This is a genomic window from Mangrovimonas sp. ST2L15 (assembly GCF_001280515.1).
GTDB lineage: Bacteria > Bacteroidota > Bacteroidia > Flavobacteriales > Flavobacteriaceae > Mangrovimonas > Mangrovimonas futianensis.
In genome coordinates, this window is sequence record NZ_LBIQ01000030.1 from 892726 (window position 1) to 908247 (window position 15522).

A 15522-nucleotide genomic window follows, 5' to 3' on the forward strand; every position below is an offset into this window, starting at 1 on the left:
AATTTTAATAGTTTATTTCGTCCACTTCTTTTGTACTTCATGTTTGATGCCGGTTGTAGTTCGATGTTCTTTGTTATAGTTGTTAAATATTTCTAAAAATTAGTATGGAAAGGTTGGCAATCGAACAAATCATTCAAACTATTAACTAACATTTATTAACATTAAAATGAGAATCAAGCATGTTAATTTTAATGGCTTAACTGTAATCATTTTTTTCTTATTTACAGTTTTGTCTTTTGCCCAAAACGGAACAATCACAGGGCATGTTTATGATGATTCTGGGATGCCAATACCAGGAGCTTCAGTAATTGTAAAAAATACTACTAACGGAACCGCTGCAGATTTTGATGGTCAATATACCATTGAAGCGCCCTCAGATGCTGTTCTAGTTTTTAGTTCTATTGGATTTAAAGCCAAGGAAGAACTCGTTAATGGCCGAGAGGTTATTGATGTGGTGCTAGAAACAGATGTTGCTTCTTTAGATGAGGTAGTGGTAGTAGGTTACGGAACCCAAAAGAAAAGTAGCGTTACAGGCGCAATCACAGGTGTTAAGGCTTCAGAATTAGAAGATCTGCCAGTGACTAGAATCGAACAATCTTTACAAGGGCGTACTTCAGGGGTTACAATAGCCGCAAACTCCGGACAACCTGGGTCTTCTTCAACTATTAGAATTAGAGGGATAACCACCTTGAACAATAATGAACCATTATGGGTTGTTGACGGAGTTATTGTGGACGCGGGAGGAATTGGTTATTTAAACCAGTCCGATATCGAGTCTATAGAGGTTTTAAAAGATGCTGCCGCCGCCGCGATTTATGGATCCCGTGCTGCTGCCGGAGTTATTCTGGTAACAACCAAGAAAGGAAAATCAGGAAAATTGACCTTGAACTATAGCGGTTATACGGGTCTATCAGGTCCTGCTAGAAAATTGGATTTATTAAATGCTACTGAATATGCGACTTTAATGAATGAGCGCTATGCAAATGGCTATAACCCAGGAAGTGGTGACTATCAGCTTCCATTTTCCAATCCTGAAAGCCTTGGTGAGGGGACAGATTGGCAAGATTTAATCTTTGATAATAGCGCTTTACGTCAAAACCATGAAATTAGCATAAGTGGAGGTACGGAAAGTTCTACATTTTATGCCTCATTCGGTTACTTAGATCAAGATGGTTTAGTCGCATCTGATATTTCCCATTACACCAGAAAGAATTTCAGATTGAATTCTGATCACAAGATTGGTTCCTTTTTAAAAATTGGTCAAACCTTCGGATATTCGAATGAAAAAAATCAAGGAATTGACACCAACAATTATTATGGGGGACCGCTAGCTTCTGCTATTAATTTAGATCCACTTACTCCTGAAATTGAAACGGATCCAACAGCTCTTAGCCAAGTGCCTTATATCAATGACGAAGGAGAACTAAGATCTGATTTAGTATATGCTCCTAATGGATATCCATATGGTATTTCAAATTATGTGGGACAGGAAATGACAAACCCAATGGCTTTCATCAAAACAAAAGAAGGGAACCACAGTTGGTCTGATAATTTTGTGGGAAATGCCTATGTTGAGGTCGAGCCAATCAAAGGCCTTAAAGTGAAGAGTACATTTGGAGGTAAATTAGCCTATTGGGGCGGTCGATATTTCAACCCTAAAGTGTACTTGAATTCCTCCTTTTTGGTTTCTCAAAATAGCTTAAGCAAAAACAATAATAGAGGTTTTGGGTGGAATATCGAAAACACCATAAACTATAGTAAGGAAATTAAAGATCACAGCTTTAATGTCTTAATAGGGCAAGGAGTTTATGTGGATAACATTACTCAGGGAGAATCTGTAACATACAATAACCTGCCTGTTAATTCTTATGATCTAGCTAGTTTTAATTTTGATTTGCCTTCAGAGCAAATTATTGCAAACGCTTATGAGGGTACAATACACAAAGTGACTTCTCTTTTTGGAAGACTTAATTATGCATACAAGGAAAAATACTTGGTGACAGGGATTATTCGTAGAGATGGTTCTAGTCGCTTTGGTTCCAACAACAAATATGGTACTTTCCCTTCATTTTCTTTGGGTTGGGTGCCTAGTAAGGAGGACTTCTGGCCAGAAAATGACATTGTCAATCAATTAAAATTGAAAGGTAGTTACGGGGTAACTGGAAGTGATCAAATTGGAGATTTTCAGTATCTGTCAACTATTAGTGGAGGCCGAAACTACAGCTTTGGAAATCAAGGTTCCATAGTGATAGGAAATAGCCCTAATGCTCCAGCTAACCCAGATTTAAAATGGGAGGAAACTAGCCAAACAAATGTTGGGTTTGATACTAGAATGTTTAATGGCTTTACTTTGGCTTTTGACTGGTATTTAAAGAAAACTACTGGAATTCTTCAAGGAGTTCCCATCCCCGGATATGTAGGTGCTACAGGTTTGCCAACCGGGAATGTAGCCGATATGGAAAACAGAGGTATTGATTTAGAACTGGGGTACTCTAAACAGTATGAAGATTTTGGATTTTCAATTAATGGAAACCTATCTACAGTTAAAAATGAAGTAACTAATCTAGGTACCGATATTGAATATCTAAATGGTGGAGAAACAATTCAAGCAAGTACATTTCCGATAACTAGAACTCAAGTGGGGCAACCCGTTAATTCGTTTTATGGATTTGTAACTCAAGGAATCTTTCAAAACCAAGCTGAAATTGATGCCTACACAAATGCTCAAGGGGAATTAATTCAACCTAACGCGCAACCAGGAGATTTTAGATGGAAAGACGTAGATGGCGATGGTTTAATAACAGATGAGGATAGAGACTTTATAGGTAGTTCCATTCCAAAGTTTACCTATGGATTGACTTTAAATGTCAACTATAAGAATTTTGATTTATTGGTGTTCGGACAAGGAGCCTCTGGAAATAAGATATTTCAGGCGGTAAGACGTTTGGATATAGGTACTGCAAATTATCAAACCTCTGCGTTGGGTAGATGGACAGGTGAAGGATCAACGAATTCTTATCCAAGGTTGACAACCAACGATACTAATAAAAACTTCACAAATCCGTCTGATTTTTACCTAGAAGATGGAGATTATTTCCGATTTAAAACGATTCAAATAGGATACTCTTTACCACAAGATTTGGTTCGTAAAATAGGGTTGTCCCACTTTAGACTGTACCTGACAGGAGAGAATCTATTCACGTTTACCAAATACAGTGGTTATGATCCTGAAATAGGTGGTGGAATTTTGGGGATTGATCGAGGTTATTATCCTCAAGCAAAATCAGGAATGTTAGGGGTTAATTTACAATTTTAAAAAAATGATTATGAAACTTAAGAAATTTAGTTATTTGATATTTTCTTCAGCCATTTCAATACTTTCCGTGTCATGTAGCAAAGACTATTTGGAAGTGGACCCAATGGGTACTTATCTGGAGAGCAATTATTATCAGAATGAAGAACAAGCTTTTTCGGGCTTGGTGGCTGTATATGACATTTTGGGAAAGGAGACCAGAGGGTTTGAAAATATGATCACTTTTATGAATGCAGCCTCCGATGATCATTACGCCGGTGGCGGTGGGCCAGATGATGGGGCTGGAATCCATGCTTTTTCACACTTTACGATTAGTCCTTCTACTATTCCCACAAGCTATTGGGATGATTATTATCAAGGCGTCTTTAGAGCAAATGTTTTATTATCAAAACTTCCAGAGGTTCCTATGGGCGACCAAACGAGAAATCGATTTATTGCAGAGACCAAAACCCTAAGAGCGTATTTTTATTTTCAATTGGTAAGAATGTTTGGAAATATTCCGTTGATAACCACGCCATTGGAAACTGCAGATATATATAGTGTTACCCAATCACCAAAGGCCGATGTTTATGTACAGATTGAGGCTGATTTAGAATCGGCAAAAGAACACCTTCCAATGACGGTGGATATAGGAACTGAAGGTGGCCGTTTGACTAGAGGAGCTGCTCAGGCCTTATTAGGTAAAGTGTATTTATATGATAATAAAAATGCTCAGGCAGCTCAAGAATTGGCCGAGGTTAATGGAGAGCCTGGAGGAACTAGTGTTTATGGATACCAACTATTACCGAACTTTTCAGATCTGTGGAATTTTGAAAACATTTTTAATTCTGAATCCATTTTAGAGACGACTAATACCAATCAGAGTAATGCAGATTGGGGGTTCTGGGGTTCTGGAGCTGATGAAGGAAACTCTGTAAATATAATGGTAGGTCCTAGAAGTTATGTTCGGTCTGCCGGTTCTATAGCTCCTGATTTTGCACCGGGATGGAGTTTCAATGTGTTTACTGAGAATTTCTTTGATGTCATGCAAGGAGATCCTCGTATGGATGCCACCATTGCCAATTTAAAGGCATGGAAGCAAGCCGGGGAAATAGATTATGCGCTTGGAGATCAGGATACAGGATATTATTTGAGAAAATTTATGCCTCTTAATGAAAATGCCACTGATGGAGGTGGAGCATTGGAGTTGAATTATCAACAGCATGTTTACATGATTCGTTTAGCTGACACCTACTTGCTAGAAGCTGAAGCCCTAGGAGGTACAGGTGCAAGAGCTCAAGCACTTTTAGATGCTGTTCGTGCTAGAGTTGGATTGCCTTCTATTCCAGTTTCATTAGAAGCTATTATGCATGAAAGACGCTTGGAATTGGCCGGTGAAGGACACAGATATTTTGATTTGGTAAGGACAGGTAATGCGGCTCAAGAATTAGGCGAGTTTGGTTTTGTTTCTGGTAAGAACGAAGTTCTGCCTATTCCGTTGAAAGAATTGGATAACACCTTATTGGTCCAAAACCCTAACTATTAAATTTTAAAAGACATGGTATTAAACAAATATATTTATAAAGCAACCTCCCTGTTTGGATTACTGGTGGTATTCCTAATAATGGGCTGCCAACCAGAAGATTCCTTTGAAAACAATGGATTAACAGATTATGATCTGAATTCTGATTTTACTATTTCTCCTATTTCTGGGGCTACCAATAGGTATTTATTGAAAAGTAATGGTAGTAATATTTTGAAACATTTATGGAATTCAGGAGATGGTGATTACATCGGGTCATCCGAGAATGAAATTTATTTGCCAGATGCAGGAACCTATCCCATTTCGCATACCGCAATAGGAAAAGGAGGCGCTACAAGTACTTCAACTCAGGAATTGATAGTAGAAATGTCAGACCCTGAAGGTGGCAATATGTTGTTAGGCGGCAAATTTCTAACCCCTGAGGATCATGCACAATGGAGTATTTTGAATATCAGTGCTTCTGGCGCCCAATGGACATTTAATGAGGGGAGTGCAACCATTGCAGCCTCAGGGTGGAATCAACAGGGTATTTTTCAGGCTGTTGAAGTGGAAGCGAATACAGACTATTCTATAGATATGAAGGCTTGGGGTGAAGGGTCTACAGATACCTGGTTTGAAGTGTATGTTTCCACTATTGCCCCAGTTCAAGGTAGCGACTATTCAGGTGACATTAGAATTGGTTTGAATACCTGGAACGGTTGCGGAAATACACCTTTTGAAGGTAAATTATCCCTCATTGGTTGTGCAGGAAGCGGCAATATCATAAGTTTTCCAGAGGCTGGACCAGTTTATTTTATTATAAAATGTGGTGGGGCTGATGTAGGTGAAATATCCATTACCAATGTGGAAATGAGAAAAGTGAATTGATAATTAGTTTTGAATTAGTAATGTTAGTTGAAATAGCCCATATTCAAAATTGACTATGGGCTATTAAAAATTAGAATAATGAAATCAGTCCTCATAAAATTAGTTTGTATCGCTGGAGTTTTGAATGTATCATGCCAGAATGAAGTGACTCAAAAGGAAATCCAAAAAGAATTAGAGCCAGTGTCTTTTGAAGTGAAAGAAGCTAAAGTGTATACCACTGCCGAAAATTCTGAATTAAGATTGACCAAAACCGATGATTTAGTCATACAAGAAGGGAACCAACCCTTGGAAACTGAAATATCAGTATTTGTTAATCCCCAAAAGACATTTCAATCTTTTATAGGGATAGGTGGAGCAATAACAGATGCTAGTGCAGAAGTGTTTTCTAAACTTTCAGATGTTAAGCGTGAAGAATTGTTGAATGCCTATTATGATAAGGATAAAGGAATTGGTTATAGTTTGTTAAGAACGCCAATACATAGTTCTGACTTTAGTAGTGAAACCTTTACATATATCAAAGAAGGGGATTCAAGCCTAACAAGTTTTTCCATTGACCACGATCGTAAATATAGGTTGCCGATGATAAAAGAGGCAATGCAAATTGCTAAAGAGCCTTTGATGTTTTATGCCTCCCCATGGAGTCCTCCCGCTTTTATGAAGGATACAAAAAACATGCTTCAAGGAGGTGTGCTTTTGCCAGAATACTTTCAGTCTTGGGCAAATTACTATGTGAAATTTATTCAAGAATATGAAAAGGAAGGTTTCCAGATATGGGGTGTCACGGTTCAAAATGAGCCTATGGCCAAACAAACTTGGGAATCCTGTATTTATTCAGCTGAAGCTGAAAGAGATTTTGTGAAAAATTATTTGGGTCCAACCTTCGAAAGAGCTGGGTATGGGGATAAAAAGATTGTGGTCTGGGATCATAATAGAGATTTAATGAACCGTCGTGCCAATATTATTTATTCTGATCCTGAAGCCTCAAAATATGTTTGGGGAATGGGTTTTCACTGGTATGAGAATTGGTCTGGTGGTGATCCATTGTTTGAGAATGTAGGGAAAGTAAACGAATCCTTCCCAGATAAAGGTCTTTTATTCACCGAGGGTTGCAATGAGAAATTTGATTCAGAAAAATATCAGTTTTGGCCGAACGCTGAACGTTATGGAAAAAGCATGATTCATGACTTCAACAATGGCACGATGGGGTGGACAGATTGGAATATTTTATTAGATGAAAATGGAGGTCCAAATCATGTTGGTAATTATTGTTTTGCTCCAATCCATGCGGACACCAAGTCAGGTGAGTTAATTTTTACGCCCTCGTATTACTACATTGGGCACTTTTCGAAATTCATTAGACCCCAAGCTAAAAGAATCAGTACGGCTGTGAGTCGTAGTGATTTGTTGGCGACCTCTTTTTTGAATACGGATGGAACTATGATTACGGTGGTAATGAACCAGAGCGACCAAGTAGTGGATTATAATTTATTTGTAGGTGAACAAAAAATGCAAATTGAAATTCCAGCTCATGCAATCCAAACCATAACCTATTAATCTATGTTGCTCATGTTTAAGAAATATACTGTTTTGCTATTTAGCCTTTTATTACTTTTTCAGTTGAATTGCTCAACCTCTGGAAATGACTCTGATTTGGATAATGGCCCAACGGGTAATTCCAATCCAGATACTGGGACTGACACTAATGATGTTGATTTTTGGTTAACTAAACCCGATCAAAGCGTATTGTTATCAAAGAGACCCACGATTTTAAACTTTGGGACGTCAAGTAATACTTTTTCGACTATTGAAGTGAACGAAAATTCAACCTTTCAAACGGTTGATGGTTTTGGGTTTACTTTAACAGGTGGTAGTGCCGAAGTAATCAATGGTTTGAGTTCTTCCAGTAAAACAACCTTACTTCAGGAGTTATTTGGTAGTGCTGAGGGCAGTATCGGTATTAATTATTTAAGGGTGAGTATCGGGAGTTCCGATTTGAATGCCTATCCTTTTACTTATAATGATATGTCGGAAGGGCAAATTGATGTTGAGCTCAATAATTTTAGCCTGGAACCCGATATGGAAGGTGTGGTATCTGTTTTACAGGAAATTCTTCAAGTAAACCCTAGCATAAAAATTTTAGGATCTCCTTGGACGGCACCTGTTTGGATGAAGGATAATGATAGTTTTATAGGAGGGAGTTTGCAAGCGCAATACTTTGGTGTGTATGCTCAATATTTCGTGAAATATATTCAGGCCATGGCATCCGAAGGTATACCTATTGATGCCATTACGATTCAGAATGAACCTTATCATGATGGTAACAACCCAAGCATGTTTATGACCCCAGAGGACCAAGCTAGTTTTGTCAAAAATCACTTAGGGCCTGCATTTGAAATGGCAAATATTGATACAAAAATTATTGTATGGGATCATAATTGTGATAATCCAAATTATCCAATAACCGTTCTTAACGACCCCCTTGCTAAATCCTATATCGATGGTTCTGCTTTCCATTTATACAATGGGGATATTGAGGCTCTTAGTACAGTTCGCAATGCTCACCCTGACAAAAACATATATTTTACAGAGCAGTATACATCCTCTAATGGGACCTTTGACGGGGATTTGCAATGGCATGTTAAAAATGTTGTGATAGGCTCAATGCGTAACTGGAGTAAAAATGCTTTGGAATGGAATTTGGCCAGTGACGAAAATTATCAACCTCACACCGATGGTGGATGTACTGTATGTAAAGGCGGTATCACGATAAGTTCGAGTGGAACCATTACCAGGAATGTAGGCTATTATATAATAGCCCATGCCTCTAAATTTGTACCAACAGGATCTCTGAGGGTTGCATCCAACATTGTAGGACAATTACAAAATGTAGCCTTTAAAACGCCTGAAGGTAAAATGGTTCTAATTGTTATGAATGATGGAGCTTCTATTGAAACCTTTAATATTAAGCATCAAGGAGAATGGGTGTCGACCACATTAGGTCCGGGTGCTGTAGGGACATATGTTTGGAATCAATAGGAAGATTATGAGATATATTTTAATGGTTTTGCTATTCATTGTGTCAATTTCTATGCAATCTCAAGGGTTTTTGCATGCTGATGGACAAGATATAGTTGATGGTGCTGGTGAAAGGGTGCTTTTAAGAGGACTCGGCCTAGGAGGTTGGATGGTTCAAGAAGGTTATATGTTGCAGACTTCAAATTTTGCAGGTCCCCAACATGCTATTAAGCAGAAAATAGTTGAGTTAATAGGACCAGAGAAAACAGAGGCATTTTATGACGCTTATCTAAAGAATTCTGTTACAAAAAGGGATATCGATTCATTAAAGAGTTGGGGATTTAATACAGTGAGGTTGCCGATGCATTACAACCTGTATACACCACCGATAGAAAAGGAAACCAATGGAGAAATTACATGGATCGAAAAAGGATTTTCTTTAACCGATAGTTTGTTGAAATGGTGTGAAGCAAATAAAATGTATTTAATTCTTGATTTGCACGCTGCACCAGGTGGGCAAGGAAAGGATACCAATATTTCTGATTATGATGAGTCCAAGCCTTCTTTGTGGGAAAGTGAAGCCAATAAACAAAAAATGATTGCCTTCTGGAAAAAAGTAGCTGATAGATATAAGGATGAATCATGGATAGGAGGTTATGATATTATCAATGAACCTAACTGGAGCTTTACGGGAAACCATCCAAACGGATGTGATGAAACCGATAATGGCCCCTTACGTCAACTTATGATGGATATTACTAAAGCGATAAGAGAGGTAGATGCCAATCACATGGTTATCATAGCTGGAAATTGTTGGGGTAATAATTACAATGGAATATTTCCACTTTGGGATGATAACACGGTGATTAGTTTTCATAAGTATTGGAACTTCAATACACAAGAGGAAATACAATTTGTACTTGATTATAGGAGCAAATTCAATGCTCCATTGTGGTTAAGCGAGAGTGGAGAAAATTCTAATGTTTGGTTTCGTGATGCAATTTCTCTCATGGAAAAGAATGATATAGGCTGGTGCTTTTGGCCCATGAAAAAAGTAGATAACATTGCAGGAGTTACTTCAGTGACAAAAAATCCAGCATTTGACTCACTTTTGAAATATTGGGAGCATGGGGGTGAAAAACCAACGGTGCAATTTGCAGAAGGAGCTTTAATGCAACTGGTTGAGAATTTTAAAATGGAACATGTCCGTATCCAGAAGGATGTGATAGATGCTATGTTCAGACAGGTAGAAACCGATACAACCTTGGCCTATACATTTCATGAAATACCGGGAAAAATACCCGCTGTAGAATTTGATTTGGGGTCTCATACCAATGCGTATTTTGATACAACTTTAGCAAATTATTGGGTGAGTACAGATGAACACTCGCAAGGTAATACAGGCAGAAAATTTAGAAATGACGCCGTTGATATACAAGTATCCACAGATAGCGAGAATCAAGGATATGAGGTATTCGATATAGCAGATGGAGAATGGTTGTTATTCACGGTAAATGTCAACAAATCAGCTAGCTATGATTTAGAGATTAGATATGCTTCTCCCAATCAAGGGGGGGAATTACATTTAGAAATGGATTCAAAAAATATAACCTCAAACATTGAATTGCCAGTTTCTAGTAATTCTTATAGCTCATTTCTAGTCAAAGGAATTTATTTAAAGGAAGGAGTTCACAAAATGAAAGTGGTTTTTGATACTGGTGGGTTCAAATTGAAGTATTTGAAATTTACACGTCAATAATTCAAGATTATTTAGGAAATTGTGTCTTATGATTAAATAATATAATATGATTCAAAGATTGGTTATTCTTCTTATTTTACTTGTTGGGTATACTGTTAATTCCCAAACGACTACCTATAGTCTTAAAGAGAATCTTGCATATTATGAAAACGGATTTGAGCAAGATGATGCTTATATTAAAGAGCGCTGTAAGTTAGATATTTATTATCCCACAAATCAAAATGGTTTTGCTACGGTTGTTTGGTTTCATGGTGGCGGATTGACTTCTGGAAATAAAGAAATTCCTGAGTCGTTAAAGAACAAAGGATTGGCGGTAGTAGCCGTTAATTATAGACTCTATCCTAAGGTAAAAGCTCCAGCATATATCGAAGATGCTGCGGCTGCGGTAAGTTGGGTTTATAGAAATATTGAACGTTATGGTGGAGACGCGTCTTTGATTTTTGTGTCTGGGCATTCTGCTGGTGGCTACCTCGCTAGTATGGTAGGTTTGGATAAGTCTTGGTTAGGGCATTTTGATATGGATGCCGATAAAATTGCTGGACTTATACCATTTAGTGGACATACCATTACCCATTTTACCGTGAGAGAAGAAAGAGGTATAAAAGGAACCCAGGCTATTGTAGATTCTTTGGCGCCCTTATATCATGTGCGTCCCGATGCACCTCCCATGTTATTAATTACTGGTGATAGGGATTTGGAGCTATTAGGTCGCTATGAGGAAACTGCCTACTTTCATCGTATGATGCAATTATCCGGTCATTCTCAAGTTCAGTTATTTGAACTGGAAGGGTATGACCATGGAGGAATGGCTTTTCCAGCTTTCCCACTTTTAGTAAAGGAGATTAACCGAGTTAAAAAAGCTATTAAAGAAAAATAATATTGATCTTAATGTCTTCTTATAGTTTTAATTGTTTCTCAATCCTGCTATCAGGAGTCAGCCAAATGAGGGCGACCAAGGCATAACAAATAATCCCTAAAATAGGGAATTTTATGGAACCGATTACACCCACAATATACAAGGCAATAGATAGGATTTCCTTTTTGTGATTTTTTATGGCCAAACCAATTTTAGAAGCTTTCCCCTCATGTTTTATGGCTGTTCTTTCAAGCACCAAGAAAGCGATGGCGCTCAACAGAAGATTGATTCCGTAAAGTGCAACTGGATTTTTGGCCCAGTTGTTTTCACCCATCCAAGCGGTCGTAAAGGGAACCATGGAGAGAGTAAAGAGAAGGGCTAAATTAGCCCAAAGTACCTGACCATTTACTTTTTCTATAGCTTGGAAAAGATGGTGGTGGTTGTTCCAGTAAATACCTAAATAAACAAAACTAAGGATGTAAGATAAAAATTTAGGAATGAGTGGTTTTAAGGTTTCAAAGTCAGATCCCATTGGGACTTTTAATTCCAAAACCATGATAGTTATTACTATGGCAAGAACTCCATCACTAAAGGCTTCTAAACGGCTTGTTTTCATCTTGTGGTTTTTAAGAGTAGGCGATGTAAATTAATTCTGTTAAGATGGCCATATTTTTTGCAAAGTGCATTCCTTCCAACAACCGTTTTTCGGTATTGGCCTCCTTCCAAAATTGATGAATGGTGAAAGAGGCTACAACTAGGAAAAGAGAAAGCCCAATAATGCCAATCAATAAAAAATATCCCGTGGCAATAGATAGTCCACCAAAAATAAGAGCGATACCACTTACCCTAACCATTAATCTTGGTGAAATCAACCCTTTTTTATCTGCATATTCTTTATAAGTATGGGTGTTAATCAAGTGGTTTATTCCATTAAGAATAAAGAAGAGTCCCAGTAGTATTAAAAGGATGGTTTTAATCAACTTACAATTGTTTTAATAGGTGTTAGAATCCAAATATTAAGAGTAAGTTACTTTCTTTTTTCTTATGGCTTCTTTTTTAAATGGAATATTTTGAGAATCTATTTTTTTAGGTCCAAGCTTAATTATATTGTTTTAATGCTTTTTTGAGTTCTTGAAGAGAATCGGGATCGGCAATTTGAGTGTCGATAACAAATTCTGTCTGGTTGGTAATCAGCTTTAAATCTCCTGCAAATTCTCGTATTTCAGTAATGTCGTTTAAGTTTATCTTTTTTGAAAAAAGTGTGTGCTTTAATAATACCTCGTTTTTTATAGTTAGGTATTGTTTCGTGTTTTCAAAAAGAGAAATCACCCAAAAGCAAATACCGGCTGACACCTGCCCGATACCTAAAGTGTTTAATGGAGGTTTGCTCCACGTTTCATAAAATATAGATAGTAAATGAAAAAGGATGCCGATGATAATCATGAAAAGCCCCAGAAGGGAATAACTTTTCAATCTTTTTTTGCTATATCTGATTTTGGTCATTGCGAATTTTTTAAAAGTGGTTAATTACTGGTTTCTTGTTTTTTCCCTACCCATGCTCCCACGAGTAATCCTACACCACCGCCTATAAACATGCTTGCAACCATGTCAATAATTTTTCCTTGAAAAGCAAACTGCGTGATGATTCCAATGAGAAGAATAATAAACCCTAAGATTTTAACCTTTTTTTTTCTTTGCATTGTTTTGTGTAAGGTTCATACCAAGTTATAATTTAAAGATACAAAGGGACCTTTAAACCTACATAAATATCCGTAGATTTTGAGTTATTACTAATCAAGTTGCTTAATACTGATCCAGATCCCACCATAAGAGGACCGGCCCTTAAACCAAAGCCCCAAGCAAAATTCCCATATTCTCTTAAGCTAAATGGGCTATAGACGCTAAACCATTTGGTAGTAAATCTTGGTGTAAGGGTGAAGTTGTTTATAATGTGACTTACCTTATGTTTTTTACTTGAAATCAAAGAAAAATCTCCGTTAATACTCGCGTAAAAATTATTCTTGATATGGTAATCTGCCATGAGGTGAAATGCCGTAGGCAGTTTGATTTTAATATTTCTAGATGTGGTCTCTCCGCTATAATAATCTTCTAAAACTTGTTGAAAGTCATCTTCATCAAAAATGTCTGCATCCACAATGTTGTTCATGTCATATTGCGTGACTTCGCCATTTTTGTAATTAATTGATCCGATATCCGTTATCGAAACCCCTAATTTTAATTTGTATGGGATGTAAGAATCAGAATTTATACCATCTGCATTTTCTTCATTCCATTGGTAGCTTAGACCTAAATCGGCACCAAAACCTGAGGTTAGGTGGTTGAACTTGATGTTTTCGGGAGAAAAATCTGGGTGACTCAATCCGTAACTTAGAGAACCATTGGTAGTTAGAGTGTTAGAGGATGCATCATATTGTCCAGATAACGTAGGCGTATTGAAAAAGGCTGAACCTGCACCCATTAAATATTTAAGTGTGATACCTCCCGCAAAGATATTTTTGTCCGTTTTTACAAGGGTTCTGGCATATGTGAACCCTATTTCACCCCAGGCGTTAACCTTCCCGACAAAGTTCTCCAAGTTGAAATTGAAATCTTGGGAATTATCAAAGCCGTCTTCCAGATTTTCATATAATTGACCGTTGATGTTATTTAGGTTTAAAAATCCCCTTGCTCTTGTTGAAAAACCAAAACTGCTTTTACTGTTTAAATTAAACATTAATGAAGGTCCTAATACATCAGCATTGAAAAAGAAGTTGTTGTCGTCTTTAGGAAATTTGTCAACGTCTTCATCAAAATCAAAGCCGCCATTTGATTTTAAGATATCGCCCACATTGATTGCAAAATAATCACTGCCACCAAGAGCGCTTGCTGAAGCCAAATTGATATCCACCCTATAAGGCGTGTTTACAATATAGGCAGGGTTTAAAATGACCCCATGTATACCTGAATAATGGTCTGTTGTGGCTCCTATGTATGATTGAGCGCTTATCCCTGTAGTGCATAATAAAACGAGGCAAATGAAGTAATAACTTATCGGATGTGGTTTCATGTAATGAGAGTTAAAATTGGCTGTTTTTTTAATTCCATTGAAATGAAAAAGTATTTGGTTTCCAATTCAAAAACACTACTTCATAATTTCTGGCCCCTTAAAGGGTATGATATTAAGAAGTTTTGGTTGCTGTCTTTGAAATTATATCAAAACTTTTTAAAAGACAAATTTTTCGAAAAGCTCTGTCTTTAAGTTAGCTAAAAAAAGATTGTGATTTTTCCCAAAACAAAACTAATATCGTCACAAAATCGATTGATTTTACACCCCAGAAAACGTTTTAAATCCGCCGTCCACATATAGCACAGTTCCCGTGATAAAGCTTGAGGCGTCAGATACTAAATAGAGAAGAGAGGAAATAAGTTCTTCTGGTTTTCCAAAACGTCCCATAGGTGTGTTTTGAATAATGGTTGCTCCTCTTTCAGTAAGGCTTCCATCGGCATTGAGAAGCAGATTTCTGTTTTGTTCGCCAATAAAAAAACCAGGCGCAATGGCATTGACCCTTATCGGATTTTCATATTTCTTGGCAAATTCTACGGCTAACCATTTCGTGGTGTTTTCAATGGCAGCCTTAGAAGCTGAATAACCCAGAACTCTAGTTAAAGTCTCTTGGGCAGCGATAGAGGAAATATTAATAATATTCGCATGAGCATTTTTAGACATTTCCTTACCAAATACCAAAGTTGGTAATAAGGAACCTTTCAAATTAAGGTCTACAACCTTGTCAAAATCGGCCATGTCCATATCAAAGACACTTTCTTCAGGTTGGATGACAGCTCCTTTGATATTGCCTCCTGCCGCATTAACCAAAATATCAATTTTATGGAAGCGCTCAAGAATCTCTTCTTTGACCGTTTCTAAACTCTCTTTGTCTAAAACATCAGCCACCATCCCAACTGCCTGCCCTCCGAGATTGCCTATTTTTTTGGCTTGCTCGTCAAGACTCTGTTGGGTTCTTCCTAATAGTATCACTGTAATGCCTTCTAGGGCTAAGCCTAGAGCCATAGCGCCTCCAAGGGCTCCGCCACCACCAGTAATAACAGCAACTTTTCCTATATAATTGTGTGCAATTTTCATGAGATTGATGTAATTTATTGATTTAAAATGGGTTGCTCCTCCAAATCAC

At 37.4% G+C, this 15522-nt stretch carries 13 protein-coding genes; 7 read left to right on the forward strand and 6 right to left on the reverse strand.

The window, feature by feature from the left end; all coding sequences use genetic code 11:
- Positions 1-166: 166 nt before the first annotated feature.
- The 7 genes from ZA07_RS07850 to ZA07_RS07880 all read left to right on the forward strand — a co-directional run bounded on the left by ZA07_RS07850 (position 167) and on the right by ZA07_RS07880 (position 11353).
- Positions 167-3316, forward strand: coding sequence for a TonB-dependent receptor (locus ZA07_RS07850; RefSeq protein WP_053971158.1), 3150 nt, complete (start codon positions 167-169; stop codon positions 3314-3316).
- Positions 3317-3326: 10 nt separating this feature from the next.
- Entirely contained in the window at positions 3327-4838 is a 1512-nt protein-coding gene (locus tag ZA07_RS07855; protein WP_053971159.1) for a RagB/SusD family nutrient uptake outer membrane protein, read from the forward strand.
- A 12-nt stretch (positions 4839-4850) separates the two neighbouring features.
- Entirely contained in the window at positions 4851-5702 is an 852-nt protein-coding gene (locus ZA07_RS07860) for a hypothetical protein (RefSeq protein WP_157492093.1), read from the forward strand.
- A 78-nt stretch (positions 5703-5780) separates the two neighbouring features.
- Positions 5781-7256, forward strand: coding sequence for a glycoside hydrolase family 30 beta sandwich domain-containing protein (locus tag ZA07_RS07865; RefSeq protein ID WP_053971161.1), 1476 nt, complete (start codon positions 5781-5783; stop codon positions 7254-7256).
- Between the two features lie 12 nt (positions 7257-7268).
- Positions 7269-8738 (forward strand): glycoside hydrolase family 30 beta sandwich domain-containing protein, encoded by a 1470-nt coding sequence (locus ZA07_RS07870; protein ID WP_053972087.1) that lies wholly within the window; start codon positions 7269-7271, stop codon positions 8736-8738.
- Positions 8739-8745: 7 nt separating this feature from the next.
- Positions 8746-10476: a cellulase family glycosylhydrolase gene (locus ZA07_RS07875; protein ID WP_053972088.1), complete on the forward strand. Its 1731-nt coding sequence runs from the start codon at positions 8746-8748 to the stop codon at positions 10474-10476.
- Positions 10477-10522: 46 nt separating this feature from the next.
- A complete protein-coding gene (locus ZA07_RS07880) occupies positions 10523-11353 on the forward strand; it encodes an alpha/beta hydrolase (RefSeq protein ID WP_053971162.1) in 831 nt (276 codons plus the stop codon).
- Between the two features lie 19 nt (positions 11354-11372).
- Here the strand turns inward: ZA07_RS07880 and ZA07_RS07885 are convergent, their stop codons facing one another.
- From ZA07_RS07885 to ZA07_RS07910, 6 genes are all read right to left on the reverse strand, one after another.
- A complete protein-coding gene (locus ZA07_RS07885; RefSeq protein WP_053971163.1) occupies positions 11373-11948 on the reverse strand; it encodes a TMEM175 family protein in 576 nt (191 codons plus the stop codon).
- Positions 11949-11958: 10 nt separating this feature from the next.
- Entirely contained in the window at positions 11959-12312 is a 354-nt protein-coding gene (locus ZA07_RS07890) for a DoxX family protein (RefSeq protein ID WP_053971164.1), read from the reverse strand.
- Positions 12313-12430: 118 nt separating this feature from the next.
- Positions 12431-12835, reverse strand: coding sequence for a hypothetical protein (locus tag ZA07_RS07895; protein ID WP_157492094.1), 405 nt, complete (start codon positions 12833-12835; stop codon positions 12431-12433).
- Between the two features lie 20 nt (positions 12836-12855).
- Complete coding sequence (locus ZA07_RS16005) at positions 12856-13032, reverse strand: hypothetical protein (RefSeq protein WP_157492095.1); 177 nt, start codon at positions 13030-13032, stop codon at positions 12856-12858.
- A gap of 32 nt (positions 13033-13064) precedes the next feature.
- On the reverse strand, positions 13065-14399 hold the full coding sequence (locus tag ZA07_RS07900; protein ID WP_053971166.1) for a DUF5723 family protein: 1335 nt from the start codon (positions 14397-14399) through the stop codon (positions 13065-13067).
- 258 nt (positions 14400-14657) lie between these two features.
- Positions 14658-15473, reverse strand: coding sequence for an SDR family oxidoreductase (locus tag ZA07_RS07910; protein ID WP_053971168.1), 816 nt, complete (start codon positions 15471-15473; stop codon positions 14658-14660).
- Positions 15474-15522 lie beyond the last annotated feature (49 nt).